The sequence below is a fragment of the Thermostichus sp. OS-CIW-33 genome (assembly GCF_054059615.1).
In genome coordinates, this window is the sequence record NZ_JBSSCH010000004.1 from 26,106 (window position 1) to 47,691 (window position 21,586).

The window sequence follows — 21,586 nt, forward strand, 5'->3', positions numbered from 1 at the left end:
AGCGGATCCCATTAGAAGCGGGTCTCAAACTCGATGGAAATGACATTGTTGCCCTCGAGGTCGGTGCTGGCGCGGGTGAGGGTTTGCTCGTTGAGGCGGTAGCGGGCGCTGTAGCGGGTGGGCTGAAAGGGATCCGTTAGGTTGCGCTGCACCGAGATGGAAGTGGCTGGCCCCAGATCGCGGGCCACCTCCAGCGCTAGCCCTATCGAGGAGCGGTTGGCAGCGCGGGTATCGACCTGGGGGACGGGGCTAATGCGCACCTCGTCTAGGCCCAGGGTGTCCCGCAGCGTGTCCAGCACATCGTTGAGCAAGGCAGTTCCGGCCAGGCCGGCCACTCCCGCTTCGGGGTTGAGGCGGGCCAGAGCTGTGCCTCCCAGGAGGGCGACGATCTCTTCGGGGGAGCGGCTGGGGCTGCTGGAAAGGGCCAGAACCCCGTTGCGGGGATCCGCCTCAGCCAGCTGGCTGGCCCGCCCGTTGACCGTGGCGAAAATCTCGATGCTCTGCTGGGATCCCGGCAGGTTGCGGTTGGTGTCGAAGGGGGAGAGCTCTTGGGGAAAGCGATAGACCTCGATGGCCTGGGTCATCAAGCGCAGGTTCAGGAAGGGATCGAAGGGGTTGTCTAGGTCAAAAGTGGCGGTATTGGAGCGGGAGCGATCCAGGCGAAAGTTGGCAAGGGGCAGGTTGATGCGGCCTCGCTCTAGGGCAATGGTGCCCGCTGGGCGCAGATCCTGGGGAGTGCCAAACAGGCGCAAGGTGCCGGCAGCATTGAATTCAAACAGATTGGGACGCTGCACGCGGATCCCTGGCCCCAAGACCAGCTCCAGTCCGTTGAGCCGCGGCTGCCAGAAGGGATCCGGCGAAGTCGAGCCGGCGGCAGCTGTTGCGGCCTCAGGTTCTGCCCGGCGGGGGCTGACATCCACGATCCCTTGAGAAACCTCCAGCCGCCCCTCGAGCAAAGGTTGCAGAAGCAGCCCTCTGACAGCCACCTCGCCGTCCAGATGGCCAGTGTAGAGGCTGGGCAGGTTGAGCTGGATCCCTTGGAGTTGCAGAGTTAAGGGTGGCGAGGTTTCGTCCATCTGCAGGGCACCGCGAGAGTTGACGGGCAAGAAGCCTTCAGCCAAAAGGGATCCACCCCCCAACTGTCCCCGCAGCTCCTGGACTTGCAGCTGATTGAGGTTAAAGGCGATCTGGCCTGTGAGGTCGGTAATGGGCTCCGGCAGGGCTGCCAGCTTGAGGATCCCCGAGTTGACGCTCAAGTTCCCCTGCAGGCTGGGCTCTCGCAAGGTGCCGCGGATGGCCAGCTCCAGTTGGCTTTGGCCGCCTTCCCAGCGCACCTGGTCGGTGAAGAGGTTGATCAGGCGCAGACCGCCATGCTTGGCTTGCAGGGTGAGGTCGATCTGGTCGGATTCGGCCCGCACCTCGGCAAAGGGCAGGGTGTAGGGCACCAGGCCAAAGAGGCGAATGGGTTCGTCACCATTGGCCAGCAGGGCGCCGCCCAGGCGCAGCTGCCCCCGCTGGTAGTCAAATTGTCCTCCCACCTCCCGCAGCGGCACCTGGTTGATCTGGGCGTTGACCACTGTCAGGGATCCGCGGGCATGGGGATCCCGCAGGTTGCCGGCCAGCTCCACGTCCAGGTTGAGATCCCCCTGCAGCTCCAGCTCCTCTGGCAGGAAGCGGTCCAGCAAAGCCAGAGGCAATCCTTGGATTTGCAAGGATCCCGACTGTTCCTCTAGGCCCAGCTTGCCCACAAAAAGGGCTTGACGTTCGCCACTGCGCAACCGCAGCGGCTCCAACACCACTGCATCTCCAGCCAGGCTGCCCCTGGCAGTAAGGCTTTCGATGCCAAACTCCTCTGCCTGCCAATTCTGGCCCTCAAGGTAAAAGCTGACGCTAGGCCGGTTGAGGCTGCCGACCAGGCTAACGCTGGCTTGGAATTCCCCTCGCAGACTTGTGGGCGGCGGGAAAGTGCTCCGCACCGCTGACGCGAACAGCGGATCCATGCGGCTGGCCAAGGTCTCCAGGTGGACAGCCAGGATCTGGGCATAGTACTCCAGCTGCTCCAGGAGAGGATGGTTGGGCAAACCAACCGGGTCGGTCTTTAACACCGAGGCAGGGCCCAAGGGGGGCAATTGGAAACCCCGGGTGGTGAGGTCGCGCCACTGCCGCCACTTGAAGGCGGAGATGATATCTTCTAGCCGACCTTGATGGGTGCTGATCTCTAGGTCAATTTGGGGAGCGAGAGCCGCCAAGGTGGGATCCAAACCGGCTTGCAGAAGAGTTGCAGGCAGCTCTAAGGTGCCCCTAGCCGTATAGGTGCTCTCGAACAAATCCAGTTGGGCTTGAGCAATGGTCAGCCGGGGAGAGCCGGAGTCGCCCGCAGTCTGGTAGTCAAAATCCACCGAGAAGCCCTGCACTTTCATCCCTCCCCACTGCAGATCCGCTACCGCAGCCCGTCCTTGGGCAGCACCACTCGCCAGGTCAACTGCCACCTCCCCATCGAGGTTCCCCTGTAGGCTGGCCCACGGCCCGGCAGCTAAGCCCCCCAGCAAAGCCAGCGGCAGCCGATTCACCGTCACCTGGAGCTGTTCCTGCTGTCGTTGACCTACTGCCTCCGCCTCCCCTCGCCGGACTTGAAATTGCAAAGGCTGCAACTGGGGATCCAACTGCAACGCCAGCCTGTCCTGCTGTCCCTGGAGATCCACCTCTACCCCTCGAGCAGACCCCTGGAAGGATCCGGCCAAGTCTTCAAATTCAACTCCTGCTATGCTGAGGCCCTGGAGCCGAGCCTCTCCCTCCACCTCTAGGTTGTCCAGGGATCCCCGAATCTGCCCCGAACCTTGCAGCACCCCCTCCACCAAGGGTGGCAGGCCGGGCACTTCTGCCAAGGAAACCCCATCCACAGCCAAGGCCAAATCCAGGGATCCCACCTGCAGGGTTTGAGGATCCACCGGGATCCGCCCCCGTATGCCGGCCAGCCGAGTTGCGTCGGCCAAGATCTCACCTTCTTGGATCACTAGGCCCGCCCCATCCCAGGCCACCTGGCCCCTTGCCTCTCCCAGAGGCTGCGACAGGATCACCGAGCCCTGCGCCCGCAGCGCCCCCAAAAAGCCCAGCTCCGACACCTCAGCCGTGTTCACCTGCGCCGTCAGCTCGCCAGAGAGGGATCCCGGCCATTGGGGGTTGAAAAAGGCCAGCGGCACCTCCTGAGGAGCCAACTGCGTCTGGAGCTGTCCCCCCGCCCACCGCCCCGCCACCGCCACCCGGCCTCCGCCCACGTCCAGCACCGCCTGCGGCACCTGCACCACCCAGTCCCGACCCTCCGGCAAAACCTGCAGCTGCCCTCTTCCGGCGATCTCTCCCCCTTGGGTTGCCCAGGTGGCCTCCGCCCGCGGTTGGGATCCCGTCAGCGCCACCTGCACTTGAGCGGAAACCGGCCCCACCCAAGGAAGAGCGCCCCGGCGGGGCAGGTTGAGGCCGTAAAGGGCCAGCACCTGCTCCACGTCGGCTCCGCTGACTTGAAGATCGAACTGGCCTGCCAAGCCGGCAGCCCATTGCAGCTGGCCGGAGCCTTGGATGCGACCCCCTGCAGTCTTGAGGTCAATTGCTTCCAAGGCCAAGGTTTGATCCGCAAAGCGGAAGCCAAAGGCATACTCCGACACCGGCAGGCGATCCACCTGCCCCGGCGAAAGCCCCCGCAACTGTCCCCGGATCTGCGGCTGATCCAAGGCTCCAGTGACCGCTACGGATCCCCCTACCACCCCCTCCACCGCCACCGGCAGGCCAAAGGCAAACGTCTCTTGGATCTGCTGCAGGCGGGCCGGCGCTACTTCCGCCTGCAAACCAAACCCCTGTCCTTGCTCCCAGACCACCGGGCCTTTTAGCTCGGCAAAGGAAAGCTGACCAAAGCGACCGCTCACCCCCTCCAGCTCCAACCCCTGCAAGGTAAAGCGAACGGAGCCCTTCACCTCTTCAAAAGGATGGGGCAACCTCTCCAGATCCAGCCGAGCCTGTTGAACCTGGGCCTGCCCCGTCAACTCCAGCGGTTGATCCCGCCGCCAGAGCACCTGGAGATCCAAGCCAGTTTCCCCCTGCACCTCCGCAAAAGGGGCCGCCGGCACCACACTGGGCAAGAGATCCAAAGGCAGACGAGCCGCAGAAAGCGTCACCGAACCGGAAGCCTGGGCAAAATCCGCCACCCCCCTGAGCTGCAGCGGGTATCCCCTCCTCCCCTCCCGAGGGAGCAACCGTGCCGTCGCCTGGAAACTGGCCCGCCCCCCGAAAAGATCCTCCTCTCCTGGCGGGGCATTGTGGGGCAGCCACACCTGCACCTGGCCCTGCAGCCGATCAAACTGGCGTCGCTCCCCCACCAAAGGGATGGCCGTCAGGGATCCCTGGCGCAAGCGAATATTCAGCCCCTGGAAAGGCAGGGATCCCTCCCCTTCGGGCAGTTGAAACTGCACATCCGCCCAGCCGCGATCCAGCGTTTCCATCAGCAGCAGTTGTGGCCGATTTAAGGTAACATTGAGCACCCGTTCCCCCGTCCGCAGCCAAGTCCAGAAATCGGGGCTGAGGTCGATGGAGCCGATGGTGGCCAGATGTTCAACGCGGCTTTCTCCCAAGCTCACCTGCCAGGGGGCCAGAAACCTCACCTCCCCCAATTCCACGCGCCGGCGCATCGCTTGCGAGAGGGTTGCTTCCACCTGCGGCAGCACGTGATCTTGAAGGTAGATCCCTGTTCCCCAGGCGGCACCAAAGGCGGCAGCCGTCAAGCCCAAACCCACCCCAGCTAGAGTGATGGGGGAAAGGTTGAATCGTTGCTGCTGCATCTTTGGATCTTGGTGATCCTCTCCCAACCGCCTACCCCTTAAAAACCTGACAGGCTCCCAAAAGCCATTCGTGCACTGCGGGCCGACCTTGCCGGCACAGTTGCCCCCATCCTACCCAAGGTCTCCTGGCTTGCCACGAGGGAACAGAAAGAAGAGATCCCTGCTCCCAGGCGTAATTCCCCCGAAGACCCCGCGGAAAAATACCGTCTCCCGCGGAGAACGGGGATGCTAAGCTATCTCCACACCCGAGATTGAACTCACCCTGGGGCCTCTCTCAGGTGTTCCCTTCTGTCGAGATGGTTGAAAGGAGAAGAGCCATTCCGGAACCCCTATCTCTGACGGTCAGCTTGCGCGGCAGCCGCGAGGCGCTGGAAAACTGCCAGGTCTTTCACCTGACTGGCCTTCTGGATGCCTTTTCCGAGCCGGTCTTTGTTAAGGTGGTCACCAAATACCTGGAAGAGGGATCCCCTAACCTGATCCTGGATTTGACAGGGATCGACTTCATCGACAGCTCTGGCGTCGGCGCCCTGGTGCAATTGGCCAAGCTGGTGCAGAGCCGTGCGGGTGTCTTTCAGGTGGTGAGCAATCCCCGCATCACCCAAACGGTGAAGCTGGTGCGCCTGGAGAAGTTCCTGTCTTTGCGCAACTCCTTGCAGGAAGCCTTGGATCGCCTGAAGGAAGGAAGTACGGGCAGTACAGAGACCGCCTGATACGTAATAAGTATGGGTCTGGGAACCTTTTGGGGGATCAGTGCTGGAGCAGGGGATCCCGACTGGATAACGGTCAAAGCAGCCCGCATCCTCAGCACGGTCAACTGGGTGGCCTGTCCCCAAAATGCCGCCGGCCAGCCGGGCCTGGCCTATCAGATTGTGCGCCCTTGGCTGCGACCGGAACAAACCCTCTTGCCGCTTCGCCTGCCCTTTGTCACCCAGCCGGAAGTCCTGCAAGCTGCCTGGCGAGTGGCTGCCCAGCAACTAGCCCCACTCCTAGAAAGGGGAGAAGATGTCGCCTTCATCTGTGAGGGAGACGTGGGCCTCTACAGCACCTTCGCCTACGTGGCCCAAGCCCTGCGGCAGCGGATCCCCGCCTTGCCCATCCAGGCCATACCGGGGGTGTGCTCTCCCTTAGCCGCTGCTGCTGCCCTGGGATCCCCCTTGGTGCTCGGCTCCGAGAAATTGGCGATTTTACCGGCTCTGTTTGCCCTCTCGGAACTGGAGCAGGCTTGTGCCTGGGCTGAGGTAGTCGTCCTCATGAAAGTGGCCTCTGTCTACCCTCAGGTTTGGCAGTGGCTGGCCGAAAGAGGTTGGCTGCAACAAGCCAGCTTGGTGGTCTGGGCCGGCTGGCCCCAGCAAACCCTCTTCCCCACCCTGGAAGGACTGGCCGACTACCAGCCCCCCTACTTTTCCCTGCTGATCCTGCGTTCTCGGCCCCGAAATCAAGATTCTCTTAACCTGGAAAACGAGCTACAGCTGGAATGAGTTTTCTAGGATAGGGAATGAGTTCCTTCCGGCGATTAAGCCCGAAGCAGGGGTTGGTCGTTGTTTTTTTGCGTTTATTTCTGTTTAGCTCAAGGCTCGCGCCGAGCCAGCTTGTTTCCCCAAAAAATCAGGTGTCCTGTGACGGAAAGAGGCTGAGGAATCCGAATCGAGAATGCTGGGATCCCTCATTGACCTGAACCAAAAAGAGATGAAAAGACCAAGTTAAAGGAATGATCCAGCCTGTTAAGAATGGTTGCCGCCCTTGGTGGAGAGATCGGCTATAGGTTAGATTATGAATGTAGTGATTCAGGCGAGGAGGATAATATCTCATCCCCATCTCAAATGCGAGGCACCGCTTCTCGATTGAATCAAATCCAAAATTCAAGTCCAAAATTCTCTGTCGGTCAACGCTTTGATCCAAGCTTCCGATCCGTTGCTTCGGCAGACTCTCCTGAGAAGTGGTTGTCTCGCTCAGCAGAGCACCTGGTACCTACGACAGGTTTTCCTCAAAGCAGAACAAGGGAGTTAGGCAGATAGCAGTTGGGCTTGCTGCACAAGCCACTGGGAAAGTGAGAGAGCGCTCTAGGTGTTCCTCAAATAATCCTCAAATAAAAGTGGTTTTGCCAGATCAACAAGCTCAGCCGGCTATTTTGAATCTCCATTCATGAGCGAGTCAGGGTGGGAAAATCGGTGATCGGGTTCAGGTGCTCTCAACCTGCAAGCTCTGCGAGTCGGAACCAGCGCTCAGTGGGACAAGGACTGCGGGCTTTAGCAATTCGAGGTTCTCTCAGTTCATAGTTTCACTCTCACTTTCAGGAGGTTGCTATGTTTACCTTTCTCTCAAAGATTGCTAGAGCAATTATCCGCATATTTGCTCCTGCCAAGTCCGATCTGGTGGAAGTGGGTTACCAGCCCATCACGGATGATATCTATCGCATCAACGGCTCAGCCTGCCATTTTAGCGATCTGGAGATCTCATCGTAAACCTCAGAGTCGGATTCTGGTGTCGGAGCGGCCACTGGCGCTGGCCTAGAAATTGGAAAGGAAATTGGAAAGGAAATTGGAAAGCTACAAGTTAAGACAACTGAATAAGTCTTAGTTAAGTCTTGGATGCGGTTAGTCCGCGTCGGCAGGGGTGGTTTTCCTCCCTGTGGCCAAGTTCTACCGGTTCAGTGGTGGCTCCCCGTGGGGGTCACCACTTATTGTTTTGTTGTTTGCAAGTTGTTTGGGAAAATAAGGAGAATGCTTGCGGTTGCCCTATCTCAACCTGTGTTGCCTTCCCCCGTAGTTTACCCAGCTACATCGAATGATCTGGATCCCTTGGCCGAAGTTCTAGCCCAGGTTTTTCATCCCCCCTCAGGTCTGCAACGCTGGATCTACCCAATTCGCAAGCTGGGCATTCGCGAAGAGTTGCGCCTCAGGCTGGCCGCAAGGGATCCCCACTACTGCTGTCTGGCAGCTGCGGTGGGATCCGAAGTGGTGGGCACTGCCGAGATCTCTTTGCGGGTCACAGCCCACGGGAAGTATCCCTACCTCTCCAACTTGGCGGTGCTGCCCGGCTGGCGGCGGCGAGGAATTGCTCGTCTGCTTTTGCTCAGTGCTGAAGGGGTGGCGAAAGGGTGGGGCTACCGCTGTTTGCATCTGCACGTATTGGAAGACAATCTCCCCGCGCGGCAACTGTACGCTCAACTGCGCTATACCCCCATCGAACGCACCTCTCAACTCTGGCGATGGTTGGGGATCCCTCCGCAGCTTTTGCTCTGCAAGTGGTTACCTTGAATTGGCAAAGGAATTGGCAAAGCGGCAACATTGAGCTGGCAGAGTGGAGATGCTTCCCACCCCGCTGGCTTGCTTCTGCGCAGTGAGGCGAGTTCCTGGACTCATATAAAGTTATGTAAGCTAGAGATGGGTTCTAGAGAGGTCTCGGAGGGGCAGTGAGGGAATTGGGCAGGGTTTTCATGGGATTGGTTGTGGGCCTGCTTGTGGGCTTTGGGATGACTCAGCCTGCCTGGGCTCAGTGGGGAACTACTCCTCTCCCGCCAATAGGTTCTCCGGCACCGGAGTTCGCATTGCCAGATCAAGCCGGGCAAATACGGCGGCTGGCGGATTTTCGGGGGGAGTGGGTGGTGTTGTATTTTTACCCCCGCGACTTCACTTCCGGCTGTACGATTGAGGCCCGCCGCTTTCAGCAAGATTTGCCCAAGTTCCGGGCCATGGGGGCACAGGTTGTGGGCGTGAGCGCTGACTCGGTGGACTCTCACAGGCGCTTTTGCTCGGCAGAGGGGCTACAGTTTCCTTTGCTGTCGGATCCCGACGGCACGGTCAGTCGAGCTTACGGCTCCTGGATGGGCGATGTTGCCCTGCGCAATACGTTCTTGATCGACCCCGAGGGAATTTTGCGAGAAATCGACCCAATTGTAAACCCCAGCCGCCACAGCGCTGAGGTTCTGGCCCAGTTGCAACGGCTTGTCGGTAGCTAGCCCTCTAGCTTTCCGGGCCAAAAGTCTGCTCAAACTCGTGGAGCAACTCGTCGATCTCCTCCAGCGCTTGGTTGACATCCACGCGCAAGCTGCCCAAGTCTGGCTTTTCCAACAGCTTGGCTACCGCTGGCCGGCGTTCGCGGATTAGCTTGATGCGCTCTTTCAAGGCGGCAATTTCGGCGGCGTCCATAGCTTCAGAGACCTAATTGACTCTCCTAGCTTATCGCTTCCGCTGGGGGAGTGTCGCCTGCTGGGATCCCTTTCTGAACCACCGAGAGCCAATCATAATAGAGCTGCGCAACCTGGCACTCAACCCCGCTTCAGAGGTGCTGACATGCTCCCCTACACCCAGATCGTCGCCCACCGTGGGGAGCACACCCACGCCGAGGAAAACACGCTGGCCGCTTTTGCTGCCGCTATTGAGGTGGGGGCCGAGCAAATTGAGCTGGATGTGCGCTGTAGCCGAGATGGGATCCCACTGGTTGTTCACGATGCCGATTTGGATGGACAGCCTTTGGCCGCATTAACTTGGGCCGAGATTCGGGCCCGCAAACCCACGATTCCCACTCTTGAAGAGACCCTGTCACATATCAAGGGCAAGATCACCCTCGATATCGAACTCAAAGAAGCAGGCTATGAGGAACAAGTCCTTGCCCTCGTTAGCGATATTTTGACCCCCGAAGAATTTGTGATCACCTCTTTTTTGCCTCAGGTGGTGCAGCGGGTTAAAACGCTTTTGTCCCCGCAACCCAAGGTTGGCCTGTTGATCGAGGCAAAGGCTGAGGAGCAAGCCAAGGGATCTTTACTTACCCGTTGCCGGGAGTTGGGAGCGGATTTTCTGGCCCCCCACTACAGTTGGGTGAACTTGCAGTTCTTGGCTGAAGCTGAACAGGCCGGGATCCCTCTGTACGTTTGGACGGTGAACGATCCTGAAGTGATGAAGTTGTGCTTGCAGCCATTTGCCGGCTCAGTAGGACAAAATCCCGTTGTTCAAGGGTTGATTACCGACCGTCCCCAATTGGCTTTGCAAATTCGCGCCCACCTTTTGGCAGGAGTAGAGGGGGCAAAACCCTAGACCATGGGCACAAACTGCACCGGAAAAGCCCCTTTTTGAACCCATCCTTGGGCTGTTTTGCAGAGGATCAGCAAGGACTGGGATCCCTGGGCACCGGAGTCCGAAGGGCTTTCTCCCACCGGCACCACCAAGGTGCCCCCCACCGCCAGTTGATCCAGCAGCACCATGGGCACAGTTGGGGGCGCTGCCGTCACCAGAATGGCATCGTAGGGAGCATGCTCTGGCCAACCTTGGTAGCCATCCCCCTGACGCACTTCCACGTTGCGATAGCCCAGGGCAGCGAGGGTTTGTTGAGCTTGAGCAGCCAATGGGGACAGACGCTCCAGGCTATACACTTGCCGGGCCAGCTCTGCCAAAACAGCCGCCTGATAGCCGGAGCCGGTGCCGATTTCCAACACCACCGATTCAGGCGTGAGGCGAGCAGCTTCTGTCATAAAAGCAACAATATAGGGCTGAGAAATGGTCTGGCCATAGCCGATGGGCAGAGGGCAATCCCTGTAGGCCCGATCCCGCAGATCAGAGGGGACAAAAAGGTGACGCGGCACTTTTCCCATGGCTTCCAGTACCCGTGGATCTCGGATCCCTCGTTTGATGAGCTGTTTCTTGACCATCTGCTCCCGTTGGGAAGCAAAAGGATCGGAAGCGTCTGGGGGCTGAGGTTCAACTTCTGGGATCCCAGCTGGAGAGCGAGAAGAATGTCTCCACCGGAAGGATGAGAATGGGTTGATCACCGATACACAACCTCCAGAAACGATGAGCTGCTCAGCTAGAAATCGCAGGAGCCCCGTACCGTACCCGTAGGGTCAGTGTCGGGAGGAATGCTATAATGGTACTGCGGGCACCAGAAACAGCTGTTTAGGGCACTGGTAACGGTCGATTGGGGGTGCAGTAAACCACCCCAGAGGCTCGCGGTTGGCTTGCTAACTGCAGGGCTACTAAAAGCCCGCTTCGTACCGCCTAGCGGTCGGTGTCGGGTAGTTTACATGAAGCTTACAGCCGGGATCCCCATGGGAGATATGGGATCCGGTTTGATCAAAATTGTAAAGTTTTGTGCGCAATCTGCCGGGGCGAGCAATCACCACCCTGGTTCTGCCAGCGCAAGATTTTATAGTGTTGATCCCTACCTTTTCCCCGCAAGGGGAAGATGGTGAATGGGGTGACAGGCTGGGAACTGTCCTAGCGACACCTGGGGAGAGAGGCTGGGTTTAATAGACTGTAAACGTAATTTACGGTACAGATCTATGACAACTGCTGCCGCTTCTGCTACTCCCACTGCCCCTGAGACGACGCTGCTGAACGTTTGGCAAGTGCTGGCGGAAGAGTTTGCCGGTCAGGTTGCCCTACGGGATCCCCACGCGCAGACAGTTTTCGAGATGTCTTATGGAGAGCTGTTTCGCCGCATTCAAACCCTGGCGGCTGGCCTGCAGGCTTTGGGCATTTGCCCGGGGGATCGGGTGGCCATTTTTGCCGATAACTCCCCCCGCTGGCTGATGGCCGATCTGGCCACGATGTTCACGGGAGCTGTGAATGTGCCCCGCAGCGCTGTGGCGGATCCCAGTGAGCTGGGCTACATCTTGCGCCACTCCGGTAGCACGGCCCTGATTGCTCAGGATCTGAAGACCCTGAGGCGGATCCGGCCGGATGTGCAGGAGCTGGGCCTGGAACGGCTGCTGTTGCTTTCCGATGAGCAGGAAGCAGGGGTGCTGAACTTTTCCCAATGGCTGCAAAAGGGTCGGGAACACACCTACCAACCCCCAAAGCTGGAGCGATCCCAACTGGCCACCATCATCTACACCTCCGGCACTTCCGGTCGGCCCAAGGGGGTGATGCTCAGCCACGGCAACCTGATGCACCAGGTGGAGAACTTGGGCGTGGTTGTACAGCCACAGCCGGGGAATAAGGTGTTGACCCTTCTGCCCACTTGGCACTCCTATGAGCGGGCTTGCGAGTATTTTCTCCTCAGCCGTGCCTGCATGTTGGTCTATACCAGCCCTCGCTTTATCAAACAAGATTTCCAACAGGAGCACCCCCATTTTCTGGTGGCAGTGCCGCGGATTTGGGAAACCGTTTATGAAGGGATCCAACGGCAATTCAAAGAGAAAAGCCCCCTGATGCAGCGGCTGATCCGCGCTCTGATGGCCGTGAGTGAGAGCCATGTGCTCTCTGGACGGATAGCCCGCAACCAGTCGATTTTGCATTACGGAGTCAGCCCCTGGGTGCGCCTGCAGGCTCGCCTGCAACATTGGCTGCTCTGGCCCCTGCACCGATTGGCCGATGTGCTGATCTACCGCAAGGTACGACGGGCGTTGGGCCCCAATTTTCAACATGCCATCAGCGGCGGTGGATCCCTGCCTGCCTACTTGGATCTGTTCTACGAGGTGGTGGGCATTTCCATCTTGAATGGCTACGGCCTCACCGAAACTTCGCCGGTGTTGTGCGCGCGGCGTCCAGACAACAATGTGCGCGGTACGGCTGGCCTCCCTTTGCCGGGGACGGAGTTTCGCATTGTGGATCCTGAAACTCGACAGCCGCTGCCCCCTGGAGAAAAAGGACTAATCCTGGCCCGTGGCCCGCAGGTGATGATGGGCTACTACAACAACCCGGAAGCCACTGCCAAGGTGCTCAGCTCCGACGGCTGGTTTGAAACGGGGGATCTGGGCTGGCTCACCCCCGACGGGCAACTGGTGATCACCGGCAGAGCCAAGGATGTCATCGTCCTACTCAACGGGGAGAATATTGAGCCCCAGCCGCTGGAAGATGCTTGTCTGCAATCTCCTTACATCAGTCAGATCGTGATCGTCGGGCAAGACCAAAAGAAATTGGCTGCCCTCATCTACCCCAACCTCGATGCCCTCAAAGCCTGGGCTGCCGAGCAAGGGATCCCGGCTGAGGATGCCGAGCTGCTGGCCCAGCCCCAGACCCGCACCTTGATTTTGCAGGAGGTGCGCCGCCGCATCCAAGAGCGCCCTGGCTATCGGCCCGACGAGCAAGTTGCTGACTTTCGCTTCTTGCCAGAGCCCCTGAGTGTGGAAAATGGCCTCATGACCCAGACGCTGAAAATTAAGCGCAACCCCGTGGCGGAGCGCTACGCTCACCTCATCGAGGAGATGTACCGATCTTTGAAGTAGAGCCAGCCTTCTAGGTTTGGGATCCCCGTTGTTGCTCCAAGTAGCGCCGGAATTGCTCCGGTGGAATGGCCCCTCGGTAGGCTCCACAGTAGTAGAGGGTGAGCACCGCCTTGTAGGCCCAGTCGGTCGCCACCACGTCTGGGAAAGGGCTGGGCAGGGTATCGGCTTGGTTGGCGGCGCAGGCTTGCAGGATCTGCTCTGTGGTGAGCTGTTCCGCCAGATCGGGGGGGAGCTCCCGCAGGTTAGCCTGGGCCAGAACCGCTCCCGGCAGGCACAAGCTGGCGAGGGTCGCCGCCCAAAAAGCGCGAGTGAAGAGGTGTTGCCAGTTCATGGCTCTCCAGAGGGAATAGTTCGGACAAGTTCTGATACATTTACGCTGAACACTGCTGAACATCACTGTTCAACTATGCAGCGATAGCATTCTGTTTGTTTCCATTCGCGTTAGCGGGACGGAGTCCAAACAGAATGGCGGTATCCCGCAAAGCTTTGAGTAGAATACCCAAAGCGCAGTTTCCGTGTCGTCTTACTACCAATTTTCTGCTTTGCTTTGGCTACCATGTTGGCAGACTCGAAAGTAAACAGAAAGATCAACTGGTAGTAATCCGTACTGAACATATTATACATTATTTTCAGTATAGTTGAGCTTATTATTGACTAGAGTCATGCTCTAGGTTAGAGTTACCGCAGGCAGCAGCGTTCCTGCTAGGGGTGCGAAGCGCCCACACGGGGGAGCCTGTTGCAATGTTTTAATGAGTAGACAATTGCATGCTGCAGGAGGACAGTGAGATGAGCACAATTCCGCCGAACTTGCTGGACTATCAGCGCAGAGCTCTGGCGATGCGGGAGAGTTCATACATTGACTTTCCAGCTCATGTCCATCTGGAAACGATGGCACGTTGCAACGCTGCCTGCAACTTTTGTCCCTATTCTTCACTGGAAAGAAAGGGAGCAAAGATGGATGATTCTCTAATAGAAAAAATTGTCAATGACCTCAAAGACATTCCGCGTCTTCATCGCTTTCAATTAAGTCCTTTTAAGGTTAATGAGCCACTTTTAAGGTTAATGAGCCATTTTTGGATACACGGATCTTCGATTTGCTTACATATCTTCAGTCTGAGCTACCGCACGCTACCATCACCTTGACTACCAATGGCTCCCTCATCAACGAGCGGATTGTGGAACGATTAACACAGTTTCCCAATCTTGGTTACTTGTGGGTTAGCTTCAACGATCACCGCCCAGACGAATACGAGGCAACGATGAAGTTGCCCTACAGACGGACTCGCGAAAGCCTGGACAGACTTCACAAAGCAAAAGCTGAGGGACGCTTGCCAATGCGCATTGTGCTATCCCGTGTTGGAGACGGCACAGCAGCTGATGAGGATTTCATTACCTGGGTAAGGACAACGTATCCATTGTTCGAAGTTAGCATTTTTCCGCGCACGAACTGGCTTGGCCAGGTCGATGTGTCGCCTCCCACGGCACCGCCCATAGCCTGCACTCGCTGGTTTGACATATCAATCACGGCAACGGGTGTGGTAGCCCACTGTTGCGCCGATGGCCAGGCACGCTACCCCATAGGCAACGTTCGGGAGCAGCATGTCCTCGACATCTACAACAGCCCAAGCTATCGCCGACTGCGCGCGACGGTGGACAACCGTCTGCAGGTAGAGCCATGCCGCCGCTGCAACTTCCTTTAAACAAGGAGAGCATGACTCTAGTCAATAATAAGCTCAACTATACTGAAAATAATGTATAATATGTTCAGTACGGATTACTACCAGTTGATCTTTCTGTTTACTTTCGAGTCTGCCAACATGGTAGCCAAAGCAAAGCAGAAAATTGGTAGTAAGACGACACGGAAACTGCGCTTTGGGTATTCTACTCAAAGCTTTGCGGGATACCGCCATTCTGTTTGGAAACAAACAGAATGCTATCGCTGCATAGTTGAACAGTGATGTTCAGCAGTGTTCAGCGTAAATGTATCAGATCCATGGCTATCACTGCCATCGAATACGTTCTATTTAGCCAAATGCGGCAACAAAACGCTATTCCGCTTGGAGGCGACTGTTTGGAACTGGGCGAGGCCAACTGGTACGGCGACGTGGCTGTCGAGCAGCTTGGCCAAGACATTTATCGCTTTGCCAAAGAGGAAGAACGTACTGCCCTCTTCCGTCAACTTGATGAAATTACTCAGGCTAAGCGCCCTGGAATGCTGTTCGAGATCGCCAAGGTCTTTTGGCGCACCTTCTGGCAGCCACGTTCGATGACAGCGGTGGATCTTCATGGCACGGAGGCAGCTCTCAAGCTGGATCTCAATTTCCCTATCGAGTTGCCTCAGCGTTACCATGCTGTTTTTAACCTTGGCACAGCCGAGCACATCTTCAATAATATTGCCCAGGTGATGAAAACCATACACGACTACACGCTGCCTGGTGGCCTAATGATCCACGGTCTGCCATTTACCGGCTGGCTCGATCACGGTTTTTACAACGTGCAGCCGACCTTTTTCTGGGATCTAGCCCAGGCAAACAGCTACACGATAATGGCCTATCTCTACGTCGAGTATAATCCACTGAAGTTCGTACAGCTATGGAAACGCGAGGATATCCTCGAACTGGTCACTAAAAACCAGATTGGCCAAAACGCCTTGCTTTACTGTGTTCTGCGCAAGCCTGCTGAAGATCAACCGTTTTGCTTTCCGATTCAGGGCTACTCTGCCGGCACTCTCTCCCAGGAGGCAGCAGAGCATGCCTCTAACCCCCAAAACCCTGAACTTTGCTGAATTTACTGAGCTTTAGGCGGTTTGGCAAAAGTCATTGAGAGGGATATAGTAGACCAAGTTTCCCCCTGATCCTTGAGTCCACCGCAACGGTTGCCGGGAAGTGAAGGGGGAAAGCGCTCGGGGGGTATTCCTCAGGGCTTTGCGGGATACCGCCTTCCTGCTCAGAGATAGGCAGGATGCGATCGCTTCTTTCCTGAACCATGTTCAGGAGAGTTCAGCGTGAATGTATCAGGCTTGGAAGACTTTACGATAAGCGAGGGTGAAAATGAAGCGACTCAAGGAGCAATTTGCAGAACTTGGCTATTGCCATATTCCCCAGTTTGTTCCGCCTGTCTTGCTGAATGAATGGGCAGACGACCTGCACTGGCTGGTCGCTACCCAGCTTAAACGATTTGGCCTTGCAGCAAGTGAAGAAAGTGACCCTGTGCGTCGTTTGTCACGTTCACTGATCGCTCTCTGGAGAGCCAAGCCAGAGGCGCAGTCTTGGATTTACGAGGAGGTCAATCGGCGGCCTTGGATGTTTGAGCTGGCAAGTAGCCGTTTGCTCACCAGTTGGGCTATGGAAGTATTGGGCAGCGAGCGCATTGCCATCCATCCCCGCCTGCTCATGATCATCAGCATGCCTGGCCACGAGTGGAATGTTGCCTACTGGCATCAGGATCGTTTCTACGGCCCACACGTACACGTAGTGGCCTACATTCCGTTACAGAATACCGGTGCCTTTAATGGCGGGTTGATGGTTGCACCTGGCGAGCACAAGCGAGGCCTGATGCCGCACGCCCACAATGAGGCACTGAGTGGAAAGAACAAGTGGATTACGCTTCCGCCAGAAGTCATTGCTTCGTTTAAGGAACAGCGTCAGCTCGAACTGATGGCGGGCGACCTGGTTCTTTTTGACGGACTATTGCCGCATTCGGCCAACCTGAACTGCAGTGAGGATGTAAGGTTCGCAGTTGCGCTGCGCTACACTGATCTGACCGATCCTTTCTTTATTGAACGAGGCTGGCGCTGGGAGGATTTGGCAGAAGAAGGACGGAGAGCACTTGCCAGAAAGGAGAACGCACCATGAGCGGCAATGGCAATCCATTGAGCGGTATGATCCGTGAGTCATCTAACCAAAGCGAAGCCAATATCAGGTGCCTGGCAGAACTGGAGCGCTACTGGGCCGAAAGCCCGGGCAGTGCCAACGTCAAGCTGGAGAATTTTACCAAATATGTCACACGGGAAAGCCTGACCAAGTTTTTGGCGCGTGCCGAGGTGTTCCAAAAGCAATTGCATGTTCATGGCTCAGTGGTTGAGATGGGGGTTGCCCGTGGCGCCAGCCTCATGACGTGGTATCACCTAAGCTCAATCTTCGAGCCAACCAATTACCTGCGCGAGATCATCGGCTTTGACACCTTCACTGGCTTTCCAGAAGTGTCCGAAGTCGATTTAAGAGGCCAAGCAGTCTCTGAACATACCCGCCTCGGTGGCTTCGCCGTCGAAAGCGGCATGGCCAACGACATTATGCGTGCCGCGTCCATCCATGATTTGACGCGCTTTCTAGGGCACATACCAAAACTAAAGCTGGTTGAGGGCGATCTGCGTGTTACATTGCCCAAGTATCTTGAAGATAACCCCCATCTGGTTGTCTCTTTGCTGCATCTCGATGTCGACCTCTACGAGCCGACAAAGCTAGCGCTGGAGTTGCTTGTGCCACGCATGCCAAAGGGAGCTGTGATCTTGTTCGATGAGCTCAACATGCGTCAGTTTCCGGGTGAAACACTGGCAACGATCGAGATGCTGGGCCTCCGCAATCTCCGTCTCTTTCGCTTCCCTTACGCGACGAACATGTCTTATGCTGTGCTCGAGTAAGTGTAGAGCATGACTCCTCTTTATACGGATCCCTGTCCTGCCTGTGGCGAATCAGTGGCTCACCCTTTTTTTGACGGAGGGGCTGCGCCACTTGCCACATTGGGCTGGCCACGTACTGAAGAGGAGGCACGGGCCATGCCCCCCTATCGGCTTGACTTTGTGCAGTGCCTCGCCTGTGGCCATGTCTGGAATCGCGCCTTCCGCTATGAGGATGTCCCGTACGGCAGTCAGCCGAACCTCATGTTCAACGCCGGGGTCTTGTGGAACCGGCATCTGGCGCAACTGGTCGATGAGGTGCTGACCCGCCTACCTGAGAACCCAACCGTGGTTGAGATTGGCTGCGGTTGTGGTCACTTTCTGCGGTCTTTGGCTGCTCGCCGGCAAGGGCGGTACATTGGATTTGACCCTAACCAACCGGACGACTTCCCCAGTGAGTTTCAATTTGAGGCGCGGCTTTTTGACCCTGTTGAAGATCTGCTGCATCTCCAGCCGGATCTGGTGGTGATGCGTCATGTCCTGGAGCACTTTAGCCAACCAGCAGCCTTCCTACAGCAGTTGGCATGGGCTGCAGGTTGCTGTAAAAAGACTGTGCGCCTGCTTGTTGAAGTGCCCTGTATCGACCGGGTCTTTGCCACAGGGCGACTGGTGGATTTTTACTACGAACACCCCCAGCAGTTTAGCACTGAGTCGCTGCGTGCCCTGCTACAGCGCGTCGGTGCAATTGTGAGCTTGTGGCACGCCTACGATGGGGAAGTGGTGTTGGCCATCGTTGAGCTGCAGCTACCGCTAGCCTGGCGGCTCCGGGCTGAAGCAGCAGCCAAATTTGAGCAAGGCAGCCAAGAGGCTCGCCGCAAAATTGCTGCCCAGCTTCAAGAGCTGGCTAACAGTGGCCTGCGAGTTGCCCTCTGGGGAGGCACGGGGAAAGGGGCAGCCTTCATGCACCACTTTGGGGTTAAGACCAATTGGCTTACCTGGGTTGTCGATTCCGATCCAAACAAAGTTGGCACCTATGTTGCCGGCGTTGGCCAGCAAATTGTCAGCCCAGAGGAGCTGAAAACGCAGACCCCAGACGTGGTCATCATCCCAACCCAATGGCGCGCCGCTGACATTGTTGCCGAGATGGCTAGGCTTGGGATAGAGCCAAAGCAGGTGCTTATCGAGCACCAAGGGCAACTAGTCGACTACTGGCATTCTGCTCATCCCTATGCCTTGCCCAAACTAGAGGGCCGATGATGGAGCTAAGCAACCTTCTGCAGCAAGCTATTGACCACCACCAGCAGGGGCACCTGGAAGAAGCAGAGCGGCTCTATCGGGCCATCCTGCAGGTTGCCCCCCGCCACCACTACGCCCACCACCTTCTGGGCCAGCTTGCCCGTCAGCGGGGGCAGCCCCGGTCGGCACTGTCCCATTTGATGACGGCAGTCAGCGCCAATCCAACGGTTGGTCAATATTGGCTAGCTTTGGTTGAAGCCCTGCTGGAGTGTGGTGAATACGGGGAGGCCGAGCGGGTTCTTGCCGAAGCGTGCGCCCACGGTTTGGAAGGGCCCGCTGTTGTCGAGCTAACTGCGCGGCTAGCGGCCGCCACCCTGAAGGGAGAAGCTCCCTCTCCTGACCCTCTGCCAGCAACGCAGCCCCCCACCGAGGAAGAAGCCAGCGAGCTACAGGAAGCAGCAGCTGCCTACAACAGTGGCAACCTAGCCCTTGCTTTGGAAAAAGCCCAGCGGCTACTTGCCAAAAACCCAGGTCTTGCCCTGGCCTGGACCATTATTGCCCAGGTGCGCTGGGAACAGGGGGAGGCAGTGGCAGCGGAAGAGGCAGCTCGGCGGGCTCTTGCCATTGAGCCCAATCAGCGCGAGGCCCTGCTTGCCCTGGCCGTATCTCTTCAGGACCAAGAGCGCTATGAGGAAAGTGAAGCTCTCTTCCGGCAGGCACTGCTGGCTTATCCCGAGGATGCCGAGATATACAGCAATTTTTCAGCTCTGTTGCAAGAGATTGGCAAATGGCCTGAAGCGCAAGCGGTTGCCTTGCGGGCAATTGAGCTTAACCCAACCTATGCCGACGCTTGGGTCAACTATGGAAGTGCGCTGTTGGGAAGTGGCGAATGGGAGCGAGCTGCAAGCGCCTACCAAGCGGCACTGCAGTTCAACCCACAGCGGGTAGAAGCACTCTACTGCCTTGGACGATTGGCCGCAGTTAACCGTGACTTTCCCAAGGCGCTGGATTACTTTGACAAAGCCCTAACCCTTTGTCCCCACTTTGTTGAGAGCCTCCTGGCAAAGGTAGGAGTCTACGAGTTTTCTGACCAACTCCAAGAAGCAGAAAGCTGTGCGCGCCTTGCCCTGCAGAAAAAGCCGCACCACTTCTACGCCCATCTAGCTTTGGCCTTTGCTTTGGCAGCTCAAGGAAAGGATGGGGAAGCTGAGGAAGTGTTACAGGCGGCCCGCCAATGTAGACCCCAGCCCTCCGATGCGGCCGAGCGGATCCTTGCCACCCAGATTGCGGGTCGGCTTCACTTACTAGCCATCCCCGAGTCCCAAGCGGCCATTGCCCACTGGCGAGCTCGCTATCGGGAGGGCCTTAACGCTCTGCTGGACCTGCCTGGAACCTTGACCGACCCAACCCAATACTTCAGCAGCTCTCTTTCCTTCTACCTTGCCTACCACAACGCCGACGACCGAGCGCTCATGGAAGGTCTCTGTCGGCTCTTTCGGGCTAAGGCGCCGCAGTTGAACTTTGAAGCGCCGCATGTTGCCCGCTGGCAGTTCCCTACAGGTCGGCGCATCCGGGTTGGCTTTTGCTCCCAGTTGCTTGTCGGCCACACCATCGGCAAGCTCTACCAGGGCCTTCTGGTTCAGCTTGACCGTTCCCGCTTTGAGGTCATCCTCATCTACCCACCACAAGCCCAGCGTGACCAACTGCGAGCTAGGTTGGAAGCTGCTTGCGACCGAACGGTAACCCTCAGCGGTCGACTTCCCCAGTGGCAAGCACAAGTTGCAGCCCTTGAACTCGATGCCCTCTTCTACCCCGACATTGGCATGTGGCCATCCACCTACTTTCTGGCCTATGCGCGGCTTGCGCCTGTGCAGATGGTTAGTTACGGCCATCCGGATACCACCGGCATCGATACAGTTGATTACTTCCTAGGGGGAGATGCGCCGATGGAACCGGAAGGAGCAGAAGCCTACTACAGTGAGCGCTTGGTGCGTTTTACCCGCCTCCCCTTTTGCTACCAACTTTTCAGCTTGCCAACGTCAATTCCCTCCCGCACAGAACTGGGCCTGCCAGAGCACGGCCGGCTCTACGGCTGCCCTCAATCTTTGTTTAAGCTGCACCCTGACTTCGACGCGGTGCTAGCAGCCATTGCTGAGGGCGACCCCGAGGGCCACATTGTCATGATTGAGGACTACGCCAAGGCTCGGAGCGAGCAGCTCAGGGCGCGCTGGGCAAAGAGTGCCCCTATCCTCAACGAACGGGTCTGCTTCCTGCCGTACCAGCCGCTTGATCGCTTCATGGCTTTGGTGGCCCACTGTAATGTTTTGCTGGATCCCATTCATTTCGGCTCAGGCAACACTCTCTACGAGTCCATGGCTTACGGCAAACCAATTGTCACCTGGCCTGGGCGCTTTGCCCGTGGGCGTTTTGTGGCAGCAGCCTACGAGCAGATGGGGATCGCCGAGATTGCGCCTATTGCCCCCTCCATCGAGGACTATGCGCCCACAGCCCTTGCTTTTGCTCGTGACCAAGAACGCTGCCTCGCTTTTGCCAGCAAGGCTGTAGCAGCAGCCAAAACGCACCTGTACTTCGACCTAGGGGCGGTGCGTCAATTCGAAGCCTTCCTCCTAGCGGCGCTGGAAGCGGCTGCCCAGGGCGAGAAGCTGCCAAGTGGCTTCCGGGTGCCGCCTCCCAAGGGCGGGAGCTGACCTTTTTGGGAGGCTCTGGCCAGGCCTGGCAGCTTTGCTC

17 protein-coding genes are annotated in these 21,586 nt (G+C 57.6%); 13 read left to right on the top strand and 4 right to left on the bottom strand.

What is annotated here, in order from left to right; genetic code table 11:
• Window positions 1-11 precede the first annotated feature (11 nt).
• Window positions 12-4,826 (bottom strand): translocation/assembly module TamB domain-containing protein, encoded by a 4,815-nt coding sequence (locus ACVWZG_RS03830; RefSeq protein ID WP_457406420.1) that lies wholly within the window; start codon window positions 4,824-4,826, stop codon window positions 12-14.
• Window positions 4,827-5,122: 296 nt separating this feature from the next.
• On the opposite strand from ACVWZG_RS03830, the gene ACVWZG_RS03835 reads away from it, so the two are divergent.
• The 5 genes from ACVWZG_RS03835 to ACVWZG_RS03855 all read left to right on the top strand — a co-directional run bounded on the left by ACVWZG_RS03835 (window position 5,123) and on the right by ACVWZG_RS03855 (window position 8,784).
• Window positions 5,123-5,536, top strand: coding sequence for an STAS domain-containing protein (locus ACVWZG_RS03835; protein WP_414329363.1), 414 nt, complete (start codon window positions 5,123-5,125; stop codon window positions 5,534-5,536).
• Between the two features lie 12 nt (window positions 5,537-5,548).
• Window positions 5,549-6,304, top strand: coding sequence for a precorrin-2 C(20)-methyltransferase (locus tag ACVWZG_RS03840; protein WP_414406588.1), 756 nt, complete (start codon window positions 5,549-5,551; stop codon window positions 6,302-6,304).
• Between the two features lie 825 nt (window positions 6,305-7,129).
• Window positions 7,130-7,288, top strand: a complete 159-nt coding sequence (locus tag ACVWZG_RS03845) for a hypothetical protein (RefSeq protein WP_414329361.1) — start codon at window positions 7,130-7,132, stop codon at window positions 7,286-7,288.
• Window positions 7,289-7,624: 336 nt separating this feature from the next.
• Window positions 7,625-8,083, top strand: a complete 459-nt coding sequence (locus tag ACVWZG_RS03850) for a GNAT family N-acetyltransferase (protein ID WP_414344496.1) — start codon at window positions 7,625-7,627, stop codon at window positions 8,081-8,083.
• Between the two features lie 179 nt (window positions 8,084-8,262).
• A complete protein-coding gene (locus tag ACVWZG_RS03855) occupies window positions 8,263-8,784 on the top strand; it encodes a peroxiredoxin (protein WP_457393503.1) in 522 nt (173 codons plus the stop codon).
• Between the two features lie 4 nt (window positions 8,785-8,788).
• On the opposite strand, the gene ACVWZG_RS03860 is transcribed toward ACVWZG_RS03855, so the two are convergent.
• On the bottom strand, window positions 8,789-8,974 hold the full coding sequence (locus ACVWZG_RS03860; protein WP_011433765.1) for a hypothetical protein: 186 nt from the start codon (window positions 8,972-8,974) through the stop codon (window positions 8,789-8,791).
• 144 nt (window positions 8,975-9,118) lie between these two features.
• On the opposite strand from ACVWZG_RS03860, the gene ACVWZG_RS03865 reads away from it, so the two are divergent.
• On the top strand, window positions 9,119-9,859 hold the full coding sequence (locus ACVWZG_RS03865; protein WP_414332228.1) for a glycerophosphodiester phosphodiesterase: 741 nt from the start codon (window positions 9,119-9,121) through the stop codon (window positions 9,857-9,859).
• Here ACVWZG_RS03865 and ACVWZG_RS03870 read toward each other — a convergent pair.
• On the bottom strand, window positions 9,856-10,590 hold the full coding sequence (locus tag ACVWZG_RS03870) for a protein-L-isoaspartate(D-aspartate) O-methyltransferase (protein WP_011433763.1): 735 nt from the start codon (window positions 10,588-10,590) through the stop codon (window positions 9,856-9,858). The genes ACVWZG_RS03865 and ACVWZG_RS03870 overlap by 4 nt on opposite strands.
• 510 nt (window positions 10,591-11,100) lie before the next feature.
• Between ACVWZG_RS03870 and ACVWZG_RS03875 the strand changes: the two genes are divergently transcribed.
• A complete protein-coding gene (locus ACVWZG_RS03875) occupies window positions 11,101-12,987 on the top strand; it encodes an AMP-dependent synthetase/ligase (protein WP_457415221.1) in 1,887 nt (628 codons plus the stop codon).
• A gap of 10 nt (window positions 12,988-12,997) precedes the next feature.
• On the opposite strand, the gene ACVWZG_RS03880 is transcribed toward ACVWZG_RS03875, so the two are convergent.
• Window positions 12,998-13,318, bottom strand: coding sequence for a hypothetical protein (locus ACVWZG_RS03880; protein WP_457415223.1), 321 nt, complete (start codon window positions 13,316-13,318; stop codon window positions 12,998-13,000).
• Window positions 13,319-14,453: 1,135 nt separating this feature from the next.
• Here ACVWZG_RS03880 and ACVWZG_RS03885 point away from each other — a divergent pair.
• From ACVWZG_RS03885 to ACVWZG_RS03910, 6 genes are all read left to right on the top strand, one after another.
• Window positions 14,454-14,687, top strand: a complete 234-nt coding sequence (locus ACVWZG_RS03885; RefSeq protein WP_457415225.1) for an SPASM domain-containing protein — start codon at window positions 14,454-14,456, stop codon at window positions 14,685-14,687.
• A gap of 293 nt (window positions 14,688-14,980) precedes the next feature.
• Window positions 14,981-15,772: a hypothetical protein gene (locus tag ACVWZG_RS03890; protein ID WP_457415227.1), complete on the top strand. Its 792-nt coding sequence runs from the start codon at window positions 14,981-14,983 to the stop codon at window positions 15,770-15,772.
• Window positions 15,773-16,037: 265 nt separating this feature from the next.
• Entirely contained in the window at window positions 16,038-16,841 is an 804-nt protein-coding gene (locus ACVWZG_RS03895; RefSeq protein WP_457415230.1) for a phytanoyl-CoA dioxygenase family protein, read from the top strand.
• Window positions 16,838-17,626 (top strand): TylF/MycF/NovP-related O-methyltransferase, encoded by a 789-nt coding sequence (locus ACVWZG_RS03900; protein ID WP_457415232.1) that lies wholly within the window; start codon window positions 16,838-16,840, stop codon window positions 17,624-17,626. Before ACVWZG_RS03895 ends, ACVWZG_RS03900 begins: the two co-directional genes overlap by 4 nt.
• Before the next feature lie 9 nt (window positions 17,627-17,635).
• On the top strand, window positions 17,636-18,859 hold the full coding sequence (locus tag ACVWZG_RS03905; protein WP_457415235.1) for a class I SAM-dependent methyltransferase: 1,224 nt from the start codon (window positions 17,636-17,638) through the stop codon (window positions 18,857-18,859).
• Window positions 18,856-21,546, top strand: coding sequence for a tetratricopeptide repeat protein (locus ACVWZG_RS03910; protein ID WP_457406405.1), 2,691 nt, complete (start codon window positions 18,856-18,858; stop codon window positions 21,544-21,546). The genes ACVWZG_RS03905 and ACVWZG_RS03910 overlap by 4 nt, the downstream gene beginning before the upstream one ends.
• Window positions 21,547-21,586 lie beyond the last annotated feature (40 nt).

Bases quoted from the DNA above. Each gene is read 5' to 3' on its own strand.
- ACVWZG_RS03830 (WP_457406420.1), bottom strand. From the start codon at position 4,826: ATGCAGCAGCAACGATTCAACCTTTCCCCCATCACTCTAGCTGGGGTG.
- ACVWZG_RS03835 (WP_414329363.1), top strand. From the start codon at position 5,123: ATGGTTGAAAGGAGAAGAGCCATTCCGGAACCCCTATCTCTGACGGTC.
- ACVWZG_RS03840 (WP_414406588.1), top strand. From the start codon at position 5,549: ATGGGTCTGGGAACCTTTTGGGGGATCAGTGCTGGAGCAGGGGATCCC.
- ACVWZG_RS03845 (WP_414329361.1), top strand. From the start codon at position 7,130: ATGTTTACCTTTCTCTCAAAGATTGCTAGAGCAATTATCCGCATATTT.
- ACVWZG_RS03855 (WP_457393503.1), top strand. From the start codon at position 8,263: ATGGGATTGGTTGTGGGCCTGCTTGTGGGCTTTGGGATGACTCAGCCT.
- ACVWZG_RS03860 (WP_011433765.1), bottom strand. From the start codon at position 8,974: ATGGACGCCGCCGAAATTGCCGCCTTGAAAGAGCGCATCAAGCTAATC.
- ACVWZG_RS03865 (WP_414332228.1), top strand. From the start codon at position 9,119: ATGCTCCCCTACACCCAGATCGTCGCCCACCGTGGGGAGCACACCCAC.
- ACVWZG_RS03875 (WP_457415221.1), top strand. From the start codon at position 11,101: ATGACAACTGCTGCCGCTTCTGCTACTCCCACTGCCCCTGAGACGACG.
- ACVWZG_RS03880 (WP_457415223.1), bottom strand. From the start codon at position 13,318: ATGAACTGGCAACACCTCTTCACTCGCGCTTTTTGGGCGGCGACCCTC.
- ACVWZG_RS03890 (WP_457415227.1), top strand. From the start codon at position 14,981: ATGGCTATCACTGCCATCGAATACGTTCTATTTAGCCAAATGCGGCAA.
- ACVWZG_RS03895 (WP_457415230.1), top strand. From the start codon at position 16,038: ATGAAGCGACTCAAGGAGCAATTTGCAGAACTTGGCTATTGCCATATT.
- ACVWZG_RS03900 (WP_457415232.1), top strand. From the start codon at position 16,838: ATGAGCGGCAATGGCAATCCATTGAGCGGTATGATCCGTGAGTCATCT.
- ACVWZG_RS03905 (WP_457415235.1), top strand. From the start codon at position 17,636: ATGACTCCTCTTTATACGGATCCCTGTCCTGCCTGTGGCGAATCAGTG.
- ACVWZG_RS03910 (WP_457406405.1), top strand. From the start codon at position 18,856: ATGATGGAGCTAAGCAACCTTCTGCAGCAAGCTATTGACCACCACCAG.